Raw genomic sequence first — 22192 nt, forward strand, 5'->3', positions numbered from 1 at the left:
TGGGACGTCACTTGCGCCCCATCCGTCAGTGAAGGAACGAGGAGAAAGCTATAGGAGGAATTGAGCGGATGTAAGTGGAATGTGGAACCAGATCGGGCTGAGGCGGTCGGAGTGGTTCAGTCCTTTACCTCGGCTTTACGGTATTTCCGCTGATCATTGGGGCTCTCAAAGGATCTTGGTAACGCTGTGCGATGGACCGGTACAACCACCTGTGTGACCTAAATCACACAGGTTCGGTGAAACCGCAGGCGCTCGCGACCACGTCCAACGGATCATCAGTCGTCCGGCGGGGGCTCGGTGACCACACCGCGTCGGGTCTGGAAACCCCTGGTGTGAAGGCGTGTGAAGGCGTGTTAAGGCGATGGACGGCCCCATAGGGGGTCGGGAGCGCCGGCTCGGGGGAGTGCGGACGCGAAGCGCGGTCTCGCCCTCGGCGGACGGCCGGGCGGCCGCCATCGCGGGTGACCGGACAAGCGGTCGCGTGCCGAGCCTTCTGGTGGCCTTCTGGTGGCCTTCTGGTCGATCCCTGGGGTGTCGATTCTTCAGCCACCAAGAGATTCAACGCCGGGTAAAGCCGCCACGGCCGAAATGAAACACGAAAAGGACCCGGCTGGATGCCGGGTCCTTTCCTTTACTTCAAGTGTTCGCCCAGAGGTTAGACGATCTTGCCGGACCAGTTCTTCTCGGCAATCTTGTAGACGGCCAGCGTCTCACCGTCGAAGTACGGGGAGAGGCTGTGGTCGACCCGGTCGTTGCCGTCGGTGTCGGCCAGCGCGGTGGTGACACCGTTGAGGTAGCCGAGCCGCTTGGCGTTGCTGTAGCGGTACAGCCACGGCGAACCGATGGAGCCCTCACCCGTGAAGGAGGACTTGAGGGCCACCAGCTCCTCGCCCTTGATCTTCGCGACGACCGGCGCCTTCGAGGTCTTGCCGTACGCCCACTTGAGGGTCTGGCCCGTGAAGGCGTAGTTGCCGTCCGGGTGCGAACCGCTCGGGTAGCCGAACATGAAGACCGCGGTGCCGACCTTCTGGTTGTAGGCCAGGCCCTGCCCGCCCACGTTGTCGCCCAGGCGGCCGACGTCCTTCAGGACGAGCGTCACGCGCGGCTTGCGGTGGTCACGACCGCGGTCGTGGTCGCGCCCGTGGTCGTCGCGGTAGGACTTCGCCCAGAAGGTCCGCTTGTAGTACTTGTACCGCGGCTTGTCCTTGCCGTGGTCACCGGGCTTGCGAGGGTGCTTGTCCCTGTCGGGGTGCTGGCCCTTGTCGGGGTGACGGTTGGCGGTCGCAGAGGGGCTGGGGGTCTCGGACGGCGCGGGGGACTCGGACGGCGCGGGGGACTCGGAGGGGCTGCCCGCGAGGGTCGTCAGCTCGTCGCTGGCCGCGGTGATGCCGGGGCCAGGGCCGATCTTCTGGTCGTCCTTGTGCTCCCAGTCCCTGCCCTTGCCGGGACCCTTGTGGTCGTCGTCGTGCTGACCGCCCTGGACCTTCGTCCTGAAGTAGAGGGCGGTGCCGTTGTCGCCGACGTACCAGTCGCCGCGGCTGTCCTCGTACTTGCTGCCGCTGATCTCCTGGGTCACGACGCTCGTGCCCTTGGCCCAGGGGCCGTTGCCCTTGACGTCCCGGTTCCCGTTCAGGCTCTGGAACTCGCGAACGCTGATCTGCCGGGCCTTCGAGCGGTCGTCGTGGCCGCGACCCTTCTCGTAGTCCCGGCCCTTGTCGTGGGTGCGGCCCTTGTCCTGCTTGTGGCCCTTGTCGTGCTTGTGGCCCTTGCTGCCGTGACCCCAGTCGTAGTCACGACCGTTGTACTTGACGTCGGTGACCTGGACACCGTTGTAGACGGTCACGAACGCGTAGTCGCGGTCGCCGTCCTCGAACACGGTGTAGTCGCTGTGGGTGTACGCGGTCTTGCCCACGTAGATGCCCCACGGGGTCTTGCCCTGGTAGTAACCGGGGATGAAGACCCAGTTGCCCAGCGTCTCCTTGTTCTTTGCGGTGTCGTAGACGCAGTGGCCCGCGGTCGCCACCAGGTTCTTGTACTGCCCCTGAACCGAGGTGGCCGTGCACCAGTGCGGCCTGCCGTCGCCACCGGTGAAGAACACCTTGCCCACGGTCCGGGGCAGGTTGACGTTCTTCGTCTTGGCGGTCGCCGCCTTCTGGTCGCCACTCGACCCGACGGTGCCGGGCTTGTCGCTGGCGCTGGTCACCGCGGTGTGTTTGACGCCCCTGGTGGAGAGCGTCGTCTCCACGGCGTACGGCGTCGCGTTGATCAGGTTGGCCTTGGCCTCGGCGATCCAGTACTGCACGACCTGCTGGGCCGCGAAGTTGGTGTTCGCCAGGTTGACCGCCGGGGGCGCGTCGGCGGCGTGAGCCGGCGCCGCGATGGCGGCGGTGGCCAGCATGCCGGCCACAGCTCCGCCGAGAGCGAGAGTCCGCTTCATTACTTTCTCCCTGGTCTGTCGTGGAGCGACGCTTTCGCCCCATTCGTCAGTAAAGGAATGCTCAAAACGCTAACCCAAGGACCAAGGAGTGGGCGCATCTTTATAGATCTACTTTTAGGGTGACCGAAACTGACATACCCGGTGTTCCTTCCGTCGTTCGCGAGACCTCCTCGTGTCTTTCCTGATCACGGGGATGGCGGCGGACAGCGCCTCACGCAGCGTGAGGTGCCGCTCCCGCTCTAGTTGTGAGCTAAATCACACAGAAAAGGTGGCACGGGCAGACTCGGTCGGTACGTCCGATTAGGAACCCACTCCTTCGAGTCCCGCCTCTCGCCTTGAGCAAGCTCCGCGGAGGCCCCGAGGGGAACGTCAGGTGCGGCCCACGGGCGGGTGGTGGGCTCCCGCGTTCTCGGCGGAGGCGTCGAAGGGGACGAGCAGTGTACGCAGCAGCCCCGCGAGGGCCTGCCGCTCGTGCTGTCCGAGACCGGCCAGGAGTTCGCACTCCCGGCGCAGCAGGTCGGTGAAGGCGGCGTCGACCCGGGCGAGACCGGCCGCGGTCAGCCGTACCAGTACACCCCGCCGATCTTCCGGGTCGGGATTCCGAGTGACCAGCCCGGCGGCGGCCAGTCGGTCGATGCGGTTCGTCATCGTCCCGGAGGTGACGAGCGTGGCCCGCAGCAGCGCCCCGGGGCTGAGCTCGTACGGCTTGCCCGCGCGGCGCAGTGCCGTAAGCACGTCGAACTCCCATGACTCCATGTCGTGCGCGGCGAAGGCGGCCCGACGCTCGCGTTCGAGATGCCGGCTCAGCCGGGACACCCGGCTCAGCACCTCGAGCGGGGAGACGTCCAGGTCGGGACGCTCCTGCCGCCATGCCGCGACCAGCCGGTCGACCTCGTCCTCGGCGGGCCTCGGGAAGCTCATAGGCCCGAGTCTAGCTGTCTTGACATCGAGATATCCCGGGAAACGCCTGATATCTTGACGTCAAGACATTAGGGAGGGCATCCATGGCGACCAGCGACATCTGGGACCCGGAGGTCTACGGGCGCTACGCGGACGAGCGGGCCCGGCCGTTCTTCGAACTCCTCAGCCGGGTGAACGCCGACAAACCCGCATATGTAGTCGACCTCGGCTGTGGGACCGGCGAGCTCACCGCTACTTTGTGCCGCCGCTGGCCCGAGGCCGAGATCCACGGCGTCGACTCGTCACAGTCGATGATCGGGAGGGCGACGACGGGGCAGGCGTCGACCGGACCGACGTTCGAGGTGGCGGACGTCCGTGACTGGCGGCCCGCCAGGCCGCTGGACGTGATCGTCTCGAACGCGGTCCTGCAGTGGATCCCCGAGCACCGTGACCTGCTGGCCCGCTGGGTCGGACAGCTGGCCGAGGACGGCACGCTCGCCTTCCAGGTGCCCGGCAACTTCGACGCGCCGAGCCACCGGGTCATCCGCGCGCTGTGCCGTACGGCCGCGTGGCGGGATGAGCTGGGCGATATCTCGAGGACATCACCGGTGGGCGAACCTGCCGAATACCTGGACCTGCTCGCCGGGCTCGGCTGCGAGGTGGACGCCTGGGAGACGACGTACGTCCACGTGCTGCCGGGGGGCGACGCCGTGCTGAACTGGGTGAAGGGTACGGCGCTGCGGCCGATGCTCGATCGTCTGCCGCCCGGGCGTCACGCCGGCTTCCTCGCCGACTGCGCCCGCGCCCTGGGCGAGGCATATCCTCGGCGGCCGTACGGCACGCCGTTTCCGTTCCGGCGGATCTTCGTCGTCGCGCGGGTCCGGCCGGCGACGCGGCAGCGGGTCTAGCGGGTTTCGCGCTCGCGCTGCCTGGCGAGCTCCCGCTGCTCGCGCTCACGCTGCTTCTCCTGCTCGCGCAGGGCCTTCTGCTGCCCCTTGAGCTCGCGCTCGCGCTGCTTCTCCTGCTCGCGGCGGAGCTTCTCCTGCTTCTTGAGCTTCCGCTCCCGGGCCTTCTCCAACTCCTTGGACTCCCGTTCGCTCGGCCGGGCCGTACGCGCCTCCGGCACGGGAGCGAGCACGAGGCCACGCGACCCGGGGGTGAGGGCAGGAGCGGGATCGAGACCGGTGAGGCCGTGCCAGGAGAGGTTGACCAGGTGGGCCGCGACATCCTCCCGGCGCGGCTTGCGCACGTCGAGCCACCACTGGCCGGTCAGCGCGGTCATGCCCACGAGCATCTGGGCGTACATCGGAGCGAGATCGGGATCGTAGCCGCGCTCCTTGAACTCGTCGGCCAGCACGTCTTCGACCTGGCTCGCGATGTCACTGATCAGGCTCGCGAAGGTGCCGGTCCCGGAGGCGGCGTGCGAGTCACGCACCAGGATGCGGAACCCCTCACTGCTCTCCTCGATGTACTGCAGCAGGGCGAGCGCGGCGCGCTCCAGCTTCACCAGCGCGTGCGACGCGGACAGGGCCTGGGTGACCAGGCTGAGCAGCCGCTGCATCTCGCGGTCGATGACCACCGCGTAGATGCCTTCCTTACCGCCGAAGTGTTCGTAGACGACGGGCTTGGAGACCTTGGCGCTGGCCGCGATCTCCTCGACGGAGGTGCCGTCGAAACCCTTCTCCGCGAAGAGGGTCCGGCCGATCTGGATCAACTGCTCGCGTCGCTCCGCGCCGGTCATGCGTTTTCGCGAGGTCTCACTCACGGTTTCCATCTTCTACCGATCGGATCCAGATCTGGTGAGGGGTCTGGCCGGATTCATCAGGGAATTCGCCGACCTGTTGGGCGGGGACCGCCGGGCGCGTACCCGCCCCGCCCGAGCCGAAGAGGTGAGGCAGGCGGTCAGCTGAGCCGCTTCGCCGCCAGGCGCTCCGGGTTCGGCCAGCGCACGTCGTGCACCCAGCCGGCCTTCTCGAACCAGCGGATCAGGCCGGCGCTCAGGTCGATCTGGCCCTTGAGCACGCCGTGGCGGGCGCAGGTCGGGTCGGAGTGGTGCAGGTTGTGCCAGGACTCGCCGAACGACGGGATCGCCAGCCACCACACGTTGCGCGACTTGTCGCGCACCTCGAACGTCTCCTCGCCGAAGACGTGGCAGATCGAGTTGATCGACCAGGTGACGTGGTGCAGCAGCCCGATCCGGATCACCGTGCCCCAGAAGAACGCGGTGACCATGCCCTGCCAGGACCAGGTCAACAGCCCGCCCAGCAGGGCGGGAAGCACGAGAGAGGTGATCGCCAGCTTCGGGAACCACTTGTGCAGCTTCATCACGTCCGGGTCCTTCATCAGGTCCGGCGCGTACTTCGCCCGGTTGGTGCGCTCGGTCTCGAACAGCCAACCCATATGTGCGTAGAGGAGCCCCTTGCACAGCGATTTGAAGCCCGGGCCGAAGCGCCACGGGGAGTGCGGGTCGCCGTCCTTGTCGGAGAACTTGTGGTGCTTGCGGTGGGTGGCGACCCAGTCGAGCACGGACATCTCGAGCGAGAGGCTGCCGGCGATGCCCAGGACGAGCTTCATGGGCCGCGTCGCCTTGAACGAGCTGTGCGTGAAGTAGCGGTGGAATCCGACCGTGACGCCCAGCCCGGAGACGACGTAGAACGTGAGGGCGATCGCCACATCGGTCCAGCCCAGGCCCCAGCCCCAGGCGAACGGCACGGCGGCGATCACCGCGAGGATGGGAGCCCCGACGACGACGCCGAAGATGATCAGCTCGGCCTTCGTCTTCTTCTCAGGCTCGAATTCCGGCTTCGGCTGTGGTCCTGGGCGTTCGGTCAGAACGGTCATGGGCTACTACCTCATGGTTTGTCGCGACGCATGTCGTGGCTACGCAACCGTAACCTACGCCATCGTAAGTTACGAAGAGCCAAGGGTGAATGTCGGGAAGGTGACGCTCCCGCCTGCATCTGGTGGTGACTCCGTGTCTTGCATCACGGTCACCCCATCTGCTAACGCCGCCCATTTCCCTCCCGGCGGCCTGTGCGCGACCGCCCCGTCGCCTCCTGGTCTCGGTAGTCAGTCGGAAACTGTCAGTGACCCGAATTAGAGTTCGAGCATGTCCAAGACCTCCCAGCGGGCCGACAGGTTCGAAGCCCTCCGCGCGGAGGCGGTGGCCCTCCGCGCGGCCGGCAAGTCCCGCATGCAGATCAAGGAGACCCTCGGCATCCGCGGCAACGGAACCCTCGACGAACTCTTGAAGGGCACCGTCCCGCCGGAGTCGCTGCTCCGGCCGCGAGCCAAGGACGACTTGCGGCAGCGCGCTCGCGAGCTGCGTGCCCAGGGGTGGACCTATCGGGAGATCGGCGCGGAACTCGGAGTGTCCAAGTCCTCGATCTCCCTGTGGGTCAGGGATCTTCCTCGGGAGGGGCGGCTCAGCTATGAGGAGTTCCGTAAGCGGAACGACGAGGGGCGACGCCGTTACTGGGACCAGGAGCGCCGCACGCGCGAGGCCGCTCGCGGTGCCATAAGTGACGCCGCCGCGGGCGAGATCGGCTCGTTGACCGACCGGGAGATCCTGATGCTCGGTGCGATCGCCTACTGGTGCGAGGGGGCGAAGAACAAGCCGCACCACCGTTACGATCGCTTGACATTCGTCAACAGCGACGCTGGCTTGATCAAGCTCTTCCTGCGGTTCCTCGACGTGGCCGGTGTCGATCGCGGGGATCTCATTTTTCGCCTCATGATCCATGAGAGTGCCGACGTGGTCGCCGCGCAGGAGTACTGGCGGGAGATCACGGGCGCGTCCGCCGAGCTGTTCAAAGAGCCGAGTCTGAAGCGCCACAACCCCAAGACCGTTCGGCGCAACGTGGGTGACGGCTACCGTGGCTGCCTGCGGATAGACGTGCGTCGATCGATGTGGCTGTATCGGAAGATCGAGGGATGGGTGAGGGGCGTCGTGCACGAAATCGAGGCTCCGGTCTCCGAGCCTTCGTAGACGTGAACGCCACGTGCACCGATCATCGCGAGACCGGAGCGTTTACCGGTAAGGTGGAGGGGGTCAAGGCGACGATCATATAGGTGAGCTCGTAGTTTTGATCTTTCCGGCGTGGGGTAATTGGCAGCCCGCGGTCTTTTGGTGTCCGTTGTTCAGGTTCGAGTCCTGACGCCGGAGCTGCTCGTTTGGCGAAGTTTCAGGGGGAGGGTCTGGATCGGGTCCGGGAGGGCGGAAGGTAAGCTCTGAGCTTGTCGGGCGGATGACCGTGTGACGCCCCGAACGGGTGCGCGGGAGGCGCTTCGACTCGTGTCAGCCGCGATGCCGAGGGAGCTCAGTCCGTGAGTGTGCCGGGTCCGGCCGCCGTCATCGTCCTCGCAGCGGGCGAGGGTACGCGGATGAAGTCGAAAACCCCCAAGGTCCTCCACGAGATCTGCGGTCGCGCGCTCGTGGACCACATGCTCGCAGCCTCACGCGGGCTCGCCCCGCAGCGGCTGATCGTGGTCGTCGGCCATGCCAGGCAGCAGGTGACGGCCCATCTGGCGGCCACGTCGCCGGACGCGCTGCCGGTCGTCCAGGAGAAACAGAACGGCACCGGCCATGCCGTACGGACCGTCCTGGAAGCGGTGGACCCGATCACCGGGACCGTCCTCGTGACGTACGGCGACACGCCGCTGCTGCGTACCGAGACGCTCGCCGCCCTGCTCGACCGGCACGGCAGCGAGGGCAACGCGGTCACGGTCCTCACCGCCGAGGTGCCCGATCCGAGCGGATACGGCCGGATCATCCGCGACGCGGACGGCGCTGTACTCGAGATCGTCGAGGACCGGGACGCCACTCCGGCGCAGCGGGCGATCCGGGAGATGAACTCCGGCGTCTACGCGTTCGACGGAGCGCTGCTGGCGGACGCCGTCCGCCGCGTCGGGGCCGCCAACGCCCAGGGCGAGGAGTACCTCACCGACGTGCTGTCCATCCTGAGGGAGGACGGGCACCGGGTCGGCGCCCACATCGCGGCGGACCACGTCGAGGTCGAGGGCGTCAACGACCGTGTGCAGCTCGCCTTCGCCCGTCGCGTGCTCGGCGAGCGCATCCTGCGGGCGCACATGCTGGCCGGGGTGACCATCGTCGACCCCGCCGCCACCTGGATCGACGCGGACGTGACGCTCGAGCCCGACGCGGTGATCCATCCCGGCACGCATCTCAGGGGTGCGACGAGGATCGGGTCCGGCGCCCAGGTGGGCCCGGACTGCACGCTCACCGACACCGTCGTCGGGGCCGACGCGGTGGTGCGCAACGCGGTCTGCGACGGCGCCGAGATCGGGCCGGAGTCGTCCGTCGGCCCCTTCGCCTACCTGCGCCCGGGCACCGTGCTCGGCCGCAAGGGCAAGATCGGCACATATGTCGAGACCAAGAACGCGACGATCGGCGACGGATCGAAGGTTCCGCACCTGACCTATGTCGGGGACGCCACCATCGGCACCGGTTCCAACATCGGGGCGGCCTGCGTCTTCGTGAACTATGACGGCGTCGCCAAGCATCACACCGTGGTGGGCGATCACGTGCGGGTGGGCAGCGACAACATGCTGATCGCGCCCGTGACGATCGGTGACGGCGCCTACACCGCGGCCGGTTCGGTGATCACCGCGAATGTCCCGCCAGGGGCGATGGCGGTGGCACGCGGTCGGCAGCGCAATATTGAAGGGTGGGTGGCCGGCCGACGGGCCGGCACCGCCTCCGCGGCGGCCGCCCAGCGTGCCATCGCCGCCGAAAACGCGGCCGCCGAGAATGACGCGATCGCCGCCGAGGACGTGGAGGGCACGGCCGAGTAGGGGAAACACGCCCTGGCACAGGGGACCCGTACGGTGGCTCGGCCGGATCGGCCGCGGGTGCCGTACGTAAGCGGAAACAGCGAAGAAGAGAACGAAAGACCGATGCGCGGACCCGAGCGCGCAGCCTCCGAACCCGGGGGCGGGAGGACACCGTGAGCTACCAGCGGGACCGCGCATGCGACCAGGCATGCGACCGGCCATGGAGGCAGGGTCGAAAGGTGAGGAGCACGGCATGAGCGGCAAGAAGACCACGGGAGAGCGGAACCTGATGTTCTTCTCCGGCCGTGCGTACCCGGAGTTGGCCGAGGAGATCGCGACCAATCTCGATATCGAGATCACCCCCACCGCGTTGCGGGATTTCGCCAACGGCGAGATCTACGTCCGCTATCTGGAGTCCGTTCGCGGATGCGACGCGTTCGTGTTGCAGAGCCACACTGCGCCGATCAACCAGTGGATCATGGAGCAGTTGATCATGGTGGACGCCCTCAAACGGGCGTCGGCCAAGCGGATCACTGTGATCATGCCGTTCTACGGCTACGCGCGGCAGGACAAGAAGGGGCGTGGCCGTGAGCCGATCACGGCCCGCCTGATCGCGGACCTTTTCAAGGAGGCCGGCGCCGACCGGCTGATGTCGATCGACCTGCACACCTCCCAGATCCAGGGGTTCTTCGACGGTCCGGTCGACCACCTTTTCGCCCTTCCGGTGCTGCTCAACTATCTCCAGGGCAAACTCGACCCGGCGACCACGACGATCGTCTCACCCGACACCGGCCGCGTGCGGCTGGCCGAGCGCTGGTCCGACACGCTGGGCACCCCGGTGGCGTTCATCCACAAGCGGCGCGACCTCGACGTGGCCAACCAGGTGAAGGTGCACGAGGTGGTCGGCAAGGTCCGGGGCCGGACCTGCGTGCTGATCGACGACATGATCGACACCGGTGGCTCGATCTGCAAGGCGGCGGACGCGCTCTATGAGCACGGCGCGACCGATGTGATCGCCGCGGCGACGCACGCGGTGTTCTCCGACCCCGCCGTGGACCGTCTGAAGAATTCGCGGATCTCCGAGGTGGTCGTCACCAACACGCTGCCGATCCCGGAGGAGAAGAGGTTCGACAGCCTCACGGTCCTGTCGATCGCCCCGCTGATCGCTCGAGCCATCGAGCAGGTGTTCACCGACGGCTCCGTCACCAGCCTGTTCGAGGGCGACAGCTGACCGACGCGGCCGCGGTAAGGTAGTGGGGTTGCGCTCGTAACGCCTTCCGCTAGGGCGGGTGAGGGGGAGCGCACATCCATCCGTCGAGTTCATCCCTAGGAGATGTGCTGTGGCTGACGTCGTCATTTCCGTCGAACCGCGCAACGAGTTCGGCAAGGGCGCCGCGCGCAAGATCCGTCGCGCCCACAAGGTTCCCGCTGTGCTGTACGGCCACGGCACCGAGCCGCGGCACCTGACCCTGCCGGGTCACGAGCTGCTGCTCGCGCTGCGCACGCCGAACGTGCTGATCCACCTCCAGGGTGAGGGCGTCGACGAGATCGCGCTGCCCAAGGGCGTCCAGCGCGACCCGATCAAGGGCTTCCTCGAGCACATCGACCTGCTCCTGGTCAAGCGGGGCGAGAAGGTCACCGTCGAGATCCCGGTCACGGTCACGGGCGACCCGATCGGCAGCGCGATCGTCGACCAGCAGCTCGTCACGCTCGCCGTCGAGGCCGAGGCGACCGACATCCCGACCGGCGTCGAGGTGGACGTCGCCGGCAAGGACGTCGGCTTCGTCGTCAACGCGGGCGACATCACGCTGCCGCAGGGCGCCACGCTGGTCGACGACCCCGAGGCGCTGGTGCTGCACGTGATCGCCGCGCCGGCCGCCGCCCTGCCGGAGGCCGCCGAGGGCGAGGCCGCGGCCGCCGAGTAACGGCCGGGCAACGTACGAATCGACCGCCGCTATGACGGTCGAGTGAGAGAGTCCTCCACGGGATCGCCTGTGGAGGACTTCTCTGTTGTGATGACCAGACCTGTCTGAGGAGACGGCGATGCTTTCCCGCGGCAATGGAGTCGCCGAACGGCGGTGGTTGATCGTCGGCCTGGGCAACCCGGGGCCGGAGTACGCCGGAAACCGGCACAACGTGGGTTTCATGGTGCTGGACGAACTCGCCTCCCGGGTCGGCGGGCGGTTCAAGGCGCACCGGTCGCGGGCGGAGATCGTCGAGGGCAGGCTGGCGGGCACGCCGGTCGTCCTGGTGAAGCCGCTGTCGTTCATGAACCTCTCCGGCGGCCCGGTCAAGGCGCTCGCCGACTTCTTCAAGGTCACGCCGGACAGCGTGATCGTGGTGCACGACGAGCTGGACATTCCGTACGGCGCGCTGCGCACGAAGGCGGGCGGCGGCGACAACGGCCACAACGGGCTGAAGTCGATCACCAAGACCCTGGGTACCCGCGACTACCTGCGGATCCGCTTCGGCATCGGGCGGCCTCCCGGGCGGATGGACCCGGCGACCTTCGTGCTGCGGGACTTCGCCACGGTGGAGCGCAAGGATCTGCCGTTCCTGGTCGACCGCGCGGCCGACATGGCGGAGTCGCTGCTCACCGCCGGTGTCGAGGCCACCCAGAACAAGTTCCACGCGGCGGACCTCAACCCGGCGAAGCCGCCACGCTGAAGCCGCCCCCCTGAAGACTGCCCGCTGTGTGAGCGGCGGAGTACACGCCGGAGCTGTCATCCACAATGACGACCTTGGGTGATTCTATAATCACCCTTGGTAGTCGAGTTGCGATCAGCAGCCTGGAGGCACGCGTGCTGGACGGTGAGATGCCCCCGGCGAGCACCGGCAGTGAGTCGTTCACCGGCGGGTCGCCGCCCTCCATGCGGCCATCCGAGGTTCGACCCTCCGGGGCTGCACCATCCGGGCCGACGCGTGCGCGACGCCTCGGCAAGGCCTGCTTCGACCGGATGGTCGCCGCCGTCGCGCTGATCGTCCTGAGCCCGGTCATGGCCGCGATCGCCGTGGCCGTACGGCTCACCAGCCGCGGGCCGGCGCTGGTCGGTCGGCGACGGATCGGCAGGGACGGCGCGGAGTTCACGCTCCTGAGGTTCCGTACGACACGGCAGGGCGCGCAGGACCGGAGGGTCGAGCTCCTCGGAGATCTCGTCAGCGACCGGCACGGTCCACTTCTAAAGATCGGGCGGGATCCGAGGGTGACGCCGCTCGGCGTCCGGCTGAGACGGCGTTCGCTCGACGAGCTCCCCCAACTGATCAACGTGCTGCGCGGTGACATGTCCCTGGTCGGCCCGCGCCCCATGCCGCCGGAGGAGGTCGAGCGGTACGGCGACCACGCGCGCGGGCGGCTGGTGGTCCGGCCGGGGATGACCGGGCCGTGGCAGGTTGACGGCGGTGCCGACCTGTCGTGGGAGGAATCGGTACGGTTGGACCTGCGTTATGTCGAGAACTGGTCTGTGATGTTGGATCTGCGGATCCTGTGGAAGACATGGTCCACGGTGGCCCGCCGGGCGGGAGCGTAGCTGATGACGATCCGGGACGACCATTCCCTCGCCGGTGACCTGGCCACCGAGGCGGGGGAGCGACTCCTCGAGCTCCGCGCCCGTCACGGGTTCGAGGATCGGCGGGCCCTGCGGGACGCCGGGGATCGCGCCGCGCACGTCTTCCTCACCGAGGCCCTGGCGCGCCTGCGGCCCGGCGACGCGGTGCTGTCGGAGGAGGCGACCCGCGAGGAGCGGGCCGATCCCCGGCGGCTGTCCGCCCGGCGGGTGTGGATCGTCGATCCTCTCGACGGCACCCGCGAGTTCGGCGAGGCCGGCCGGTCCGACTGGGCCGTGCACGTCGCCCTGTGGGAGGACGGGAGGCTGGCCGCGGGCGCCGTCGCGCTCCCGGCTCAGGGCCGTACGCTCACGACGGCGAAACCGCCCGTCCTGCCGGAGCCGGCGGGACGGTTCCGCATCGCGGTCAGCCGCAGCCGGCCTGCCGAGTTCCTTCCGGAGCTGGCCGATCAAGTGGGCGCGGAGCTCGTACCGATCGGATCCGCCGGAGGTAAGATCGCCGCGGTGCTGAGCGGCGAGGCCGAGGCGTACGTCCACGCGGGCGGGCAGTACGAGTGGGACTCGGCGGCTCCGGTGGCGGTGGCGCTCGCGGCGGGGGCCCACGCGAGCAGGATCGATGGCACAACGCTGACCTACAACCGGGCGGACCCGTGGCTCCCGGATATCCTGGTCTCCCTACCGGATCTGGCGACAACCCTGCTCGCCGGAATCCGTGACCTGCAGTCTCCCCTAAGGAAGCCACATGCTTCAGCGTGACTACACGACGTCGCAGCTCGACGTGCTCGAAGCCGAGGCGATCCACATCATGCGTGAGGTCGCGGCGGAGTTCGAACGGCCGTGTCTGCTCTTCTCGGGCGGCAAGGACTCGATCGTGATGCTGCGGGTCGCGGAGAAGGCGTTCTGGCCCGCCCCCATCCCGTTCCCCCTCATGCACGTGGACACCGGCCACAACTTCCCCGAAGTGATCGAGTTCAGGGACCGGCGGGTGGCCGAGCTGGGCGCGCGCCTCGTCGTCGCCTCGGTTCAGGCGTCCATCGACACGGGCCGGGTGGTCGAGCAGACCGGGCGGCGGGCCTCCCGCAACCGGCTGCAGACCACCACGCTGCTCGACGGGATCGAGGACAACCGGTTCGACGCGGTGTTCGGCGGCGGCAGGCGCGACGAGGAGAAGGCCCGGGCCAAGGAGCGGGTGTTCTCCTTCCGAGACGAGTTCGGCCAGTGGGACCCCAAGAACCAGCGGCCCGAGCTGTGGAACCTCTACAACACCCGGATTCGCGCGGGCGAGCACATCAGGGTGTTCCCGCTGTCCAACTGGACCGAGCTGGACGTGTGGCACTACATCCGGCGGGAGGGCGTGGAGATCCCGTCGATCTACTACGCGCACACCCGGAAGGTCTTCGAGCGCGACGGCATGCTGCTCGCCGACGCGACCGTGGTCCAGCGGGGCGACGACGAGCCCGTCTTCGAGGCCATGGTCCGCTATCGCACGGTGGGCGACATGACCTGCACCGGAGCCGTGGAGTCCACCGCCACGACGGTGGACCAGATCATCGACGAGATCGCCGCCACCCGGATCACCGAGCGCGGCGCCACCCGGGCCGACGACCGGGCCTCCGAGGCCGCGATGGAAGACCGCAAGAAGGAAGGCTACTTCTGATGCGCCTTCCCACGGCCCGCGGCGCGTTCACGCGCGCGGGTGATCTTCCGGGTGAGAGCCGTACGACCTTCGCCAGAGTTGGAGTAGCGGGAGAGTAATGGACATCCTTCGTTTCGCGACGGCGGGAAGTGTCGACGACGGCAAGTCCACGCTGATCGGACGGCTGCTCTTCGACTCCAAGGCGATCTTCGAGGACCAGTTGGAGGCTGTGGAGCGCACCTCGCGCGACCGCGGCACCGAATACACCGATCTGTCCCTGCTGACCGACGGCCTGCGTGCCGAACGGGAGCAGGGCATCACGATCGACGTCGCCTACCGCTACTTCGCCACCCCCCGGCGGAAGTTCATCATCGCCGACACCCCGGGTCATATCCAGTACACCCGGAACATGGTGACCGGCGCCTCGACGGCCGACCTGGCGATCATCCTGATCGACGCGCGCAAGGGCGTGCTGGAGCAGTCGCGGCGGCACGCGTTCCTCGCGACGCTGCTGCGGGTGCCGCATCTCGTGCTCGCGGTGAACAAGATGGACCTGGTCGACTACTCCGAGGAGCGGTTCGAGGAGATCCGTGAGGAGTTCACCGCGTTCGCGTCGAAGCTGAACGCGACGGACCTCACGTTCGTTCCGATCTCCGCGCTGCACGGCGACAACGTGGTCGCCCGTTCGGAGAACATGCCGTGGTACGGCGGCTCCTCGCTGCTCCACCACCTGGAGAACGTGCACATCGCCTCCGACCGCAACCTGGTCGACGTGCGGTTCCCGGTGCAGTACGTCATCCGGCCGCACAGCGCCACCAGCCAGGAACTGCACGACTACCGCGGGTACGCCGGGCAGGTCGCCGGGGGGGTGCTCAAGGCCGGCGACGAGGTCATGCACCTGCCGTCGGGGCTCACCACCACGATCAAGGCGATCGACACGTTCGAGGGCCAGGTGGAGGAGGCGTTCTCCCCCATGTCGGTCACGCTCCGGCTGGACGACGACATCGACATCTCGCGCGGCGACATGATCTGCCGGCCGAACAACCAGCCGAAGGCCGTCCAGGAGATCGAGGCGATGATCTGCTGGATGGCCGACGGCCTCAAGCTGCAGCCGAGGACCAAGCTCGTGATCAAGCACACCACGCGTACGGCCCGGGCCCTGGTCAGGGACCTGCACTATCGGCTCGACGTCAACACCCTGCACCGGGACGAGACGGCGGCCTCGCTCGGCCTCAACGAGATCGGCCGGGTGTCGCTGCGCACGACCCAGCCGCTTTTCGTGGACGAGTACGCGCGCAACCGCCTCACCGGCGGGTTCATCCTGATCGACGAGGCCACCAACGGCACGGTCGGCGCCGGAATGATCATCGACTCGCACTGAGGTTCTCGAAGGGGGACGGGCGGGAACGCCGGAGCACCCGCCCATCCCCACGTTCACGTCTCGAATGACAAACCTGAAATTACACGTGCGACGTCTGGGTACGGAGATCCCCAGAGCCGAGTAGATCATCGGAGCAACCTCGATCCGGCGGTAACACCCCGCGTTAGGTTCATCGCGTTTCGTATCGATAACGTGGAGGACCAGTGGCCGAGGCCGATCCGGTGATCTTCATAGGGGGGCTCGGGCGTAGCGGCAGCATGCTGCTGGAGCGCCTGCTCGGCGAGCTGCCCGGGGTCGCGCCGCTCGGAGAGGTCGCCCACCTGTGGCGGCACGGCGTACAGGCGGGCGAACCCTGTGGTTGCGGGCAGCCGTTCGAGCGTTGCCCGTTCTGGCGGAAGGTGGGCGCCCGAGGCTTCGGCCAGTGGCGGGAGAGCCAGATCGGGTGGCTGAGGCGGCTGTGCGTGCGGGTCGACCGCACTCGCCGCATCCCGGCGTACGCCCTCGGGTTCGTGTCACGAGAGGCGGAGCTGGTCGAGTACGTCCGCTCGTACACCCGGATCTACGCCGCGGCCGCCGAGATCGCCGACGCCCACACCGTCGTGGACTCGAGCAGGCACGCCTCCCTGGCGTACTGTCTATCCGCGATCATGGATCTGCGGATCGTCCATCTGGTGCGTGACCCGCGGGCCGTAGCCGCTTCCAGATGTGGAAAGGCACGGCGCAGGAAGCCGCGCCTGCCGGAGGACGGCCGGCCGACGACCCGGCCGACGACCCGGCAGGAGACCCGGTGGACGCCGGTCAGGACGGCCGTCGACTGGCTCGTGCAGAACCTCGCCTTCGAGTTCCTCCGGGGAAAGGGCGTGGACGTCGTCCGCGTCCGCTACGAGGACCTGCTGGCCCGGCCGGCGGAGACGCTGGACGCGTTGACCACCCGGCTCGGCCTGCCGCACGCGACGGAGTCCTTCGCGTTCCTCGGCGATCGGCAGGCGCGGATCGGCGTCGCGCACACCGTCGCCGGCAATCCGCTGCGGTTCGGCGTCGGCCGGATCGGGTTCCGTGACCGTCCGGTGGAGCTTCCGGCCACCCACCGCTGGCTGGTCACCGCGCTGACGTGGCCGTTGCTCCTCCTGTACGGCTACCGCCTCGGCGTCCTGACGCCACGGCGACGGGCGAGCGCGTCGCGGGTCCGACGGCCACATATCATCGACGGCGCATCGTCCTCCAAGCCTGCGAGAGTTCATGTTCCGCACACTGATGAAGTCGAAGATCCACCGTGCCACCGTCACCCAGGCCGACCTGCACTACGTCGGATCAGTCACCATCAGCGCTGACCTCATGGCCGCCGCCGATCTCGTGGCGGGCGAGAAGGTCGACATCGTCGACATCGACAACGGCAACCGCCTGTCGACGTACGTCATCGAGGGTCCGGCGGGTTCCGGGGTGATCGGGATCAACGGCGCCGCGGCCCGGCTCGTCGGCGTGGGCGACCTCGTGATCATCATCGCGTACGCGCTGGTGGCCGAGGAGGAGCTGGGCTCGCTCAAGCCGAGCGTGGTCTTCGTCGACCGCGACAACAAGATCGTCCAAGTCGGCGCCGACCCCGCCGACGCCCCCGACGGAACCGGCCTGACCCGCGGCGACGCAGTCAACCCCACCGGCTGACCACCGTGGCGCTCGGCTCAGCTGTCGGTGTCCTTGGGATGTCGGGTGGAGGCATAGACGAGGTGGACGATTCGTCGGGACTCGTCGACGAGGTAACGCACTCGGCCTCCCGAAGTCACCTCATACTCCCATTGTGGAAGTTCACGACCTCCCAGCGTCCCCGTGGCAAGGCGGCCGCGCAGTCGGTGCTGCCGCTCTGGATCTTCCTGTGACAGCGGATTGTCACGCAACGCTTCGAAACAGCGCCGGGTATTGCCGGCGGCCTCGGCGCACAGATCGATCCATCCCTTGGCCGCGTCACTGGTGGCGAAGCGTAGATGCCACTCGTCGCCGATCGGTGGCGGCGCCACAGCGTCGCCACGCTTGGGACTCATGGCGCGGTCACCTCGCCGTGATCCTCATCGGGCAGCGCACGGGTGAGCTGAGCGGTCAGCGCGGGATCGGCCAGGATACGAGCGGTAGCACGCCATTCGACGATGACCCGGTGCAGAGTCGCGTGAACGTCCAGGTCGACCGCGTCCCGCGTCGCGTCGACGAGGTCCCGTACGAACTCCTGTGTCTCGTCAACCGAAAGATGCCGGACCCACGGGAAGACCGCAGGCAGGGCATGTAGGACGGCACGAACGCCCTCGTCACTGGCGAGGAGAGCGGCGATCATGCGGGCGGCGACGTCCGCGGTCTCCTCACGCTGCCGGTCATGCCGGGCCGTGGAGATGAACAGGTCTTCTCCGTCGCGGCGTTTGACGTGTACTCGATGAACGCGGTCGAGGGTCTCGGCGACACGCTTGGAGTGCTTGGACAGATCGGAGAACGGGACACTCAACATGGCCATACCAGATAGTACTTCGGAATACGTTCCGAAGTGAAGGTGCTCAGGTCACTGGAGGGTCGAATCGCGGCGATCCGCCTCGAGTACGTCCTGCCGGAGTGTCGGTGGCGGTTGTGATGATGCGGTCATGACATCGACTCCTTCCATCGCCGAATACTGGGACGCCGAGGCCGGGCGCTTCGACGAGGAAACCGATCACGGGCTCAGGGACGCCTCGGTGCGGGCTTCCTGGGCAGAGCGGCTGCGGGCGTGGTTGCCCGACAGCCCGTCAGACGTGCTGGATCTGGGCTGCGGGACCGGATCGCTGAGCCTGGTTCTGGCCGAGCAGGGGCACCGGCCGGTGGGAGTCGATCTCTCGCGGAGGATGGTCGAGCAGGCCCGGGCCAAGCTGATCGGGGTTGGCGCCGAGGTGGTGGTCGGTGACGCGGGAGATCCCCCGGTGAGGGAACGCCGGTTCGATGTAGTGCTGGCGCGGCACCTGCTGTGGACTCTGCCCGATCCGCACGCCGCGCTACGGCGCTGGTTCGGGCTGCTGCGGCCGGGCGGCCGCCTCGTGCTGATCGAGGGGCGGTGGAACAGCCCGCCGACCGGCATCCCGTACGCCCAGGGGGCCGAGGCCATGCCGTGGATGGGCGGCGTGTGTGCCGCCACACTTGTGGATGCTCTCGAAGGGCTGGTGGCCGATCGGTGGGTCGAGCCGCTGAACGATCCGGTGCTGTGGGGCCGGGAGATCGACGACGAGCGATACGCGCTGATCGCGACGACATGATCGGCGGGCGCGAGATGACCTTGAAATGGTTAGAGTCGTAGCCGACCGCGTCCCCCCACCGTCGGAGAACGGATGTCTGCCCCACATCCCCCAGAGCCAGGTGATCCGACTCAACTCGGCCCCTACCGGATCAGGGGACGGATCGGGGAGGGCGGCCAGGGCGCCGTCTATCTGGGTGAGGCGGAGGCCGGGAAGCCGGTGGCCGTAAAGCTCTTCCACGCCCGGTTCGACCTGGACTCGGCCGCCCGCGACGACTTCATCCGCGAACTGGAGGTGGCCAAGCGGGTCGCCCGCTTCTGCACCGCCCAGGTCCTGGACTTCGGCATCGCGGGCAACCGGCCGTACATCGTCAGTGAATATGTTCCCGGGCCCTCGCTGCACCAGGTGGTCAACGCGGAGGGACCACGCTCGGGGAGCGGCCTCGAACGGCTCGCCGTCGCCACGGCCACGGCCCTGATCGCCCTGCACGACGCCGGGATCGTCCACCGGGACCTCAAGCCGCAGAACGTGCTGCTCGGCCCGGACGGCCCCAGGGTCATCGATTTCGGCATCGCCAGGGCTCTCGTCGGGAACAGCATGACGACCAGCCAGGTCGTCGGCACACCCGCCTACATGGCGCCCGAGCAGCTCACCGCGGGGCCGCTCGGGCTCGCCGTGGACGTGTTCGCCTGGGCGTCCACCATCGCTTTCGCGGCGTCGGGCCGCCCGCCGTTCGGCAACGACGAGATCCCAGCCGTCATCACCAGGATCCTGAACGGGGAGCCGCGGCTTGACGGCATCGAGCAGCCGCTTCGCGACCTGCTCGCCGGCTGCCTCGCCAAGGATCCCCAGCGTCGCCCGTCGGCCCGGGAGATCCTCGACCGGCTGGTGGGCAGCGCCGTTCCGCCCTCAGTTCCGCCTTCGGTCCCGTTCCCCGTTTCGCCTTCCGGCCCGCCTACGGGCCCTGTGATCGAGCCGGGGACCGCGGCGGGCCGGGCGCCGCGCCGGGGCAGGTGGATCGCCGCCATGTCCGCCACGGGGGCCGTGGTCGTCACGGGTGTCGCCCTGGCCGTCGCCCTGCTGCCCGGCGGCGGCGTGACGCCGTCTCAGCCGGTCGGCGCGGAGGTCCCGGTGCGGACGCCGGTGGTGAGTGCGGCCGTCCCGGAGACCGCGGCCCCGGTGGCCCTGGAGACCGGTAAGCCTGTCGACCTGGCCACGCCGAGCCCCCGCGCCAGGGTCACACGTCGCCCCACCACGAAACCGACGGCGGCGCCGAGGCCGACGACCCCCGCCACGACCACGCAACGCCCCACGGCGAAGCCGACGCCCAGGGCGACGGCTACACATCGGCCCCCAGCGAAGCCGACAACCGCGCCGAAGCCGACAACCTCGTCGCGCCCCCCGGCGCAGACGGAGCCCCCTCGACCGTCACCGGCGCCGACACAGCTGGTCGAGCTCGGTCCGGGGCACTTCACCGAATACTGCGTGTCGATCGGCTGGGAGTGGGTGGAGTATCGGGAGACGCCCCAGCCGGGTGCCTACTGCGTAAAGAACAAGGACAAGGCCGCCACGTACCTGACGCAGAGCCAACGTGACGCGGGCTGCCGTTGGCGCTTCAACGACCCGCACGCCTTCCACCGGTTCAAGGGCAAGTCCAACTACTGCTACGCCTATCGCTGATGGTCAGGCATTCACGCAACTGTAGTTCCCGGAAGTATAGTTCTGTGAGCTGCAGCGGATGGCCGGTGTGGGGGAGCTGATGGTAGCCAAGCCGGAGCGGATCTTCGATCGGGTGCGCGAGTGGCAAGGGCTGGTCGCTTTCGCCACGGGTGTGCGGCAGGGACCGGGACCGGGAGGCGCCGGCCTCGGAGTCGTCAGCGGGCGACGCCGTCAGGGGAAGAGCTTCCTGTTGCAGGCATTGACGGAGGCGACCGGCGGGCTGTACTTCGCGGCGACCGAGGCGACGGAGGCGGAGTCCCTCCGGCTCTTCACCGAGGCCCTCACCCGATACAGCCGGGAGATCGTGAGCATCCCCTTCCGGGACTGGAACGACGCCATCGCCTACCTCTTCCGGGCCTTCCGCGGTCGGCCGGTTCCCGTGGTCATCGATGAGTTTCCCTTCCTGTCCAAGGTGTCGCCGTCTCTACCGTCGATCATTCAGCGGGAGCTCGGTCCCGGCGGCAGCGGAGGGGAGAGCGACGCGCGCCTGGTGCTCTGCGGATCGGCCATGTCCGTGATGGGAGGGCTCCTGTCGGGGAACGCCCCGCTGCGGGGCCGAGCCGGTCTCGAACTCGTGGTCCAGCCGTTCCGCTATCGGGACGCCGCGCAGTTCTGGGGGATCGACGACCCCCGGCTGGCGGTCCTCGTCCATGCGATCGTCGGTGGAACCCCGGCATACCGCTATGAGTTCACCCAGGGTGACGCGCCGGAGGGGATCGCCGACTTCGATCCTTGGGTGATCAGGACAGTGCTGAATCCGCAGAAGCCGCTCTTCCGGGAGGCGCGTTATCTCCTGGCGGAGGAGACGGACATCCGCGACCCGGCGCTCTATCATTCGGTGCTCGCCGCCATCGCGAGTGGCAACACCACCAACGGCGGCATCGCCCATTACATCGGTCGTAAGTCCGACCAGATCACTCATCCGCTCAACGTTCTGGAAGACAGCGCTCTGATCGCTCGGGAGCCTGACCTTTTCCGGGCGGGCCGCGTCCGGTACCGCATCGTGGAGCCGCTGATCACCTTCTATCAGGCGGTAATGCGGCGGCGCTGGGCGGAGCTTGAGATCCACCGGGCGGAGAGAGCCTGGTCCTCGCTGCGGCAGACGTTCCTAGCACAGGTGGTGGGGCCGCATTTCGAGGCGCTGAGCCGGAGCTTCGCCGTGGAGTCCGGGGAGGCGCTGTACGGCGACTTTCCCGCAGAGGTCGGCTCAGGAGCGGTGAACGATCCGGCGGGCCGCTGCCAGATCGAGATCGACGTGGCCGTTCTCGACGCGGAAGATCATGGAAGGCCGCGCCGGATCCTCTCGTTGGGTGAGGTCAAGTGGGGCGAGACGATGGGTCATCACCACGTGGAGCGCCTGGCGAGAGCACGTGATCTTCTCGCGTTGAAGGGATACGACACCCGGGAGACGGTCCTTGCCTGTTATGGCGGGTCCGGTTTCACCGAAGGGCTTCGGGCTTCCGCGGCCGTCGACCGCCGCATCCTCCTGGTCGATCCGGAACGCCTCTATCGGGCCGACTGACG

General features: G+C 68.0%; 20 protein-coding genes, 1 tRNA gene and 1 pseudogene. 16 read left to right on the forward strand and 6 right to left on the reverse strand.

Annotated elements, in window-relative coordinates; genetic code table 11:
* Positions 1 to 655: 655 nt before the first annotated feature.
* Positions 656 to 2437 carry a trypsin-like serine peptidase gene (locus ACFHYQ_RS06345; protein WP_394300138.1) on the reverse strand — a complete coding sequence of 594 codons (1782 nt, stop codon included), beginning with the start codon at positions 2435 to 2437 and terminating at the stop codon, positions 656 to 658.
* Positions 2438 to 2806: 369 nt separating this feature from the next.
* A complete protein-coding gene (locus tag ACFHYQ_RS06350; RefSeq protein ID WP_394300139.1) occupies positions 2807 to 3358 on the reverse strand; it encodes a MarR family winged helix-turn-helix transcriptional regulator in 552 nt (183 codons plus the stop codon).
* Positions 3359 to 3441: 83 nt separating this feature from the next.
* Between ACFHYQ_RS06350 and ACFHYQ_RS06355 the strand changes: the two genes are divergently transcribed.
* Positions 3442 to 4245 carry a trans-aconitate 2-methyltransferase gene (locus tag ACFHYQ_RS06355; RefSeq protein ID WP_394300140.1) on the forward strand — a complete coding sequence of 268 codons (804 nt, stop codon included), beginning with the start codon at positions 3442 to 3444 and terminating at the stop codon, positions 4243 to 4245.
* Here the strand turns inward: ACFHYQ_RS06355 and ACFHYQ_RS06360 are convergent.
* Both ACFHYQ_RS06360 and ACFHYQ_RS06365 read right to left on the reverse strand, forming a co-directional pair.
* Entirely contained in the window at positions 4242 to 5111 is an 870-nt protein-coding gene (locus tag ACFHYQ_RS06360) for a TetR/AcrR family transcriptional regulator (RefSeq protein ID WP_394300141.1), read from the reverse strand. The genes ACFHYQ_RS06355 and ACFHYQ_RS06360 overlap by 4 nt on opposite strands.
* Before the next feature lie 128 nt (positions 5112 to 5239).
* Entirely contained in the window at positions 5240 to 6178 is a 939-nt protein-coding gene (locus ACFHYQ_RS06365; protein WP_394300142.1) for an acyl-CoA desaturase, read from the reverse strand.
* A 268-nt stretch (positions 6179 to 6446) separates the two neighbouring features.
* Here ACFHYQ_RS06365 and ACFHYQ_RS06370 point away from each other — a divergent pair, with 268 nt between their 5' ends.
* The 12 genes and pseudogenes from ACFHYQ_RS06370 (at position 6447) to panD (ending at position 17372) form a co-directional block, all read left to right on the forward strand.
* Positions 6447 to 7325 (forward strand): helix-turn-helix domain-containing protein, encoded by an 879-nt coding sequence (locus tag ACFHYQ_RS06370; RefSeq protein WP_394300143.1) that lies wholly within the window; start codon positions 6447 to 6449, stop codon positions 7323 to 7325.
* Between the two features lie 105 nt (positions 7326 to 7430).
* Positions 7431 to 7502, forward strand: a tRNA-Gln gene (locus tag ACFHYQ_RS06375).
* A 161-nt stretch (positions 7503 to 7663) separates the two neighbouring features.
* Positions 7664 to 9151, forward strand: coding sequence for a bifunctional UDP-N-acetylglucosamine diphosphorylase/glucosamine-1-phosphate N-acetyltransferase GlmU (glmU, locus tag ACFHYQ_RS06380; RefSeq protein ID WP_394300144.1), 1488 nt, complete (start codon positions 7664 to 7666; stop codon positions 9149 to 9151).
* A 232-nt stretch (positions 9152 to 9383) separates the two neighbouring features.
* Entirely contained in the window at positions 9384 to 10361 is a 978-nt protein-coding gene (locus ACFHYQ_RS06385) for a ribose-phosphate diphosphokinase (RefSeq protein ID WP_394300145.1), read from the forward strand.
* 109 nt (positions 10362 to 10470) lie between these two features.
* Complete coding sequence (locus tag ACFHYQ_RS06390; protein ID WP_204017531.1) at positions 10471 to 11055, forward strand: 50S ribosomal protein L25/general stress protein Ctc; 585 nt, start codon at positions 10471 to 10473, stop codon at positions 11053 to 11055.
* A 118-nt stretch (positions 11056 to 11173) separates the two neighbouring features.
* Complete coding sequence (pth, locus tag ACFHYQ_RS06395; protein WP_394300146.1) at positions 11174 to 11797, forward strand: aminoacyl-tRNA hydrolase; 624 nt, start codon at positions 11174 to 11176, stop codon at positions 11795 to 11797.
* Between the two features lie 257 nt (positions 11798 to 12054).
* Positions 12055 to 12657 (forward strand): annotated as a pseudogene (locus ACFHYQ_RS06400) (sugar transferase); the annotation flags it as partial.
* Between the two features lie 3 nt (positions 12658 to 12660).
* A complete protein-coding gene (locus ACFHYQ_RS06405) occupies positions 12661 to 13449 on the forward strand; it encodes a 3'(2'),5'-bisphosphate nucleotidase CysQ (protein ID WP_394300147.1) in 789 nt (262 codons plus the stop codon).
* Positions 13436 to 14350 carry a sulfate adenylyltransferase subunit CysD gene (gene cysD, locus ACFHYQ_RS06410; RefSeq protein WP_394300148.1) on the forward strand — a complete coding sequence of 305 codons (915 nt, stop codon included), beginning with the start codon at positions 13436 to 13438 and terminating at the stop codon, positions 14348 to 14350. The genes ACFHYQ_RS06405 and cysD overlap by 14 nt, the downstream gene beginning before the upstream one ends.
* A 97-nt stretch (positions 14351 to 14447) precedes the next feature.
* Entirely contained in the window at positions 14448 to 15710 is a 1263-nt protein-coding gene (gene cysN / locus ACFHYQ_RS06415) for a sulfate adenylyltransferase subunit CysN (protein WP_394300149.1), read from the forward strand.
* A 203-nt stretch (positions 15711 to 15913) separates the two neighbouring features.
* A complete protein-coding gene (locus ACFHYQ_RS06420) occupies positions 15914 to 17041 on the forward strand; it encodes a sulfotransferase (RefSeq protein WP_394300150.1) in 1128 nt (375 codons plus the stop codon).
* Positions 16950 to 17372 (forward strand): aspartate 1-decarboxylase, encoded by a 423-nt coding sequence (panD, locus tag ACFHYQ_RS06425; protein WP_394300151.1) that lies wholly within the window; start codon positions 16950 to 16952, stop codon positions 17370 to 17372. The genes ACFHYQ_RS06420 and panD overlap by 92 nt, the downstream gene beginning before the upstream one ends.
* 17 nt (positions 17373 to 17389) lie before the next feature.
* Here panD and ACFHYQ_RS06430 read toward each other — a convergent pair whose 3' ends face one another.
* The gene (locus ACFHYQ_RS06430; RefSeq protein WP_394300152.1) at positions 17390 to 17746 is read right to left on the reverse strand and encodes a hypothetical protein; all 357 of its coding nucleotides are present in this window, start codon (positions 17744 to 17746) and stop codon (positions 17390 to 17392) included.
* Entirely contained in the window at positions 17743 to 18198 is a 456-nt protein-coding gene (locus ACFHYQ_RS06435) for a hypothetical protein (RefSeq protein WP_394300153.1), read from the reverse strand. Before ACFHYQ_RS06435 ends, ACFHYQ_RS06430 begins: the two co-directional genes overlap by 4 nt.
* Before the next feature lie 130 nt (positions 18199 to 18328).
* On the opposite strand from ACFHYQ_RS06435, the gene ACFHYQ_RS06440 reads away from it, so the two are divergent.
* The 3 genes from ACFHYQ_RS06440 to ACFHYQ_RS06450 all read left to right on the forward strand — a co-directional run bounded on the left by ACFHYQ_RS06440 (position 18329) and on the right by ACFHYQ_RS06450 (position 22190).
* Complete coding sequence (locus ACFHYQ_RS06440) at positions 18329 to 18970, forward strand: class I SAM-dependent methyltransferase (RefSeq protein ID WP_394300154.1); 642 nt, start codon at positions 18329 to 18331, stop codon at positions 18968 to 18970.
* 72 nt (positions 18971 to 19042) lie between these two features.
* Positions 19043 to 20629 (forward strand): serine/threonine protein kinase, encoded by a 1587-nt coding sequence (locus ACFHYQ_RS06445; protein ID WP_394300155.1) that lies wholly within the window; start codon positions 19043 to 19045, stop codon positions 20627 to 20629.
* Between the two features lie 67 nt (positions 20630 to 20696).
* Complete coding sequence (locus ACFHYQ_RS06450; protein ID WP_394300156.1) at positions 20697 to 22190, forward strand: AAA family ATPase; 1494 nt, start codon at positions 20697 to 20699, stop codon at positions 22188 to 22190.
* Positions 22191 to 22192: the final 2 nt, after the last annotated feature.

It is taken from the genome of Sphaerimonospora cavernae (assembly GCF_042435035.1).
GTDB lineage: Bacteria > Actinomycetota > Actinomycetes > Streptosporangiales > Streptosporangiaceae > Sphaerimonospora > Sphaerimonospora cavernae.

Bases quoted from the DNA above. Each gene is read 5' to 3' on its own strand.
- ACFHYQ_RS06370 (WP_394300143.1), top strand. From the start codon at position 6,447: ATGTCCAAGACCTCCCAGCGGGCCGACAGGTTCGAAGCCCTCCGCGCG.
- ACFHYQ_RS06365 (WP_394300142.1), bottom strand. From the start codon at position 6,178: ATGACCGTTCTGACCGAACGCCCAGGACCACAGCCGAAGCCGGAATTC.
- ACFHYQ_RS06435 (WP_394300153.1), bottom strand. From the start codon at position 18,198: ATGTTGAGTGTCCCGTTCTCCGATCTGTCCAAGCACTCCAAGCGTGTC.
- ACFHYQ_RS06360 (WP_394300141.1), bottom strand. From the start codon at position 5,111: ATGGAAACCGTGAGTGAGACCTCGCGAAAACGCATGACCGGCGCGGAG.
- ACFHYQ_RS06350 (WP_394300139.1), bottom strand. From the start codon at position 3,358: ATGAGCTTCCCGAGGCCCGCCGAGGACGAGGTCGACCGGCTGGTCGCG.
- ACFHYQ_RS06385 (WP_394300145.1), top strand. From the start codon at position 9,384: ATGAGCGGCAAGAAGACCACGGGAGAGCGGAACCTGATGTTCTTCTCC.
- cysN (WP_394300149.1), top strand. From the start codon at position 14,448: ATGGACATCCTTCGTTTCGCGACGGCGGGAAGTGTCGACGACGGCAAG.
- ACFHYQ_RS06445 (WP_394300155.1), top strand. From the start codon at position 19,043: ATGTCTGCCCCACATCCCCCAGAGCCAGGTGATCCGACTCAACTCGGC.
- pth (WP_394300146.1), top strand. From the start codon at position 11,174: ATGCTTTCCCGCGGCAATGGAGTCGCCGAACGGCGGTGGTTGATCGTC.
- ACFHYQ_RS06405 (WP_394300147.1), top strand. From the start codon at position 12,661: ATGACGATCCGGGACGACCATTCCCTCGCCGGTGACCTGGCCACCGAG.
- ACFHYQ_RS06345 (WP_394300138.1), bottom strand. From the start codon at position 2,437: ATGAAGCGGACTCTCGCTCTCGGCGGAGCTGTGGCCGGCATGCTGGCC.
- panD (WP_394300151.1), top strand. From the start codon at position 16,950: ATGTTCCGCACACTGATGAAGTCGAAGATCCACCGTGCCACCGTCACC.
- ACFHYQ_RS06430 (WP_394300152.1), bottom strand. From the start codon at position 17,746: ATGAGTCCCAAGCGTGGCGACGCTGTGGCGCCGCCACCGATCGGCGAC.
- ACFHYQ_RS06355 (WP_394300140.1), top strand. From the start codon at position 3,442: ATGGCGACCAGCGACATCTGGGACCCGGAGGTCTACGGGCGCTACGCG.
- cysD (WP_394300148.1), top strand. From the start codon at position 13,436: ATGCTTCAGCGTGACTACACGACGTCGCAGCTCGACGTGCTCGAAGCC.
- ACFHYQ_RS06440 (WP_394300154.1), top strand. From the start codon at position 18,329: ATGACATCGACTCCTTCCATCGCCGAATACTGGGACGCCGAGGCCGGG.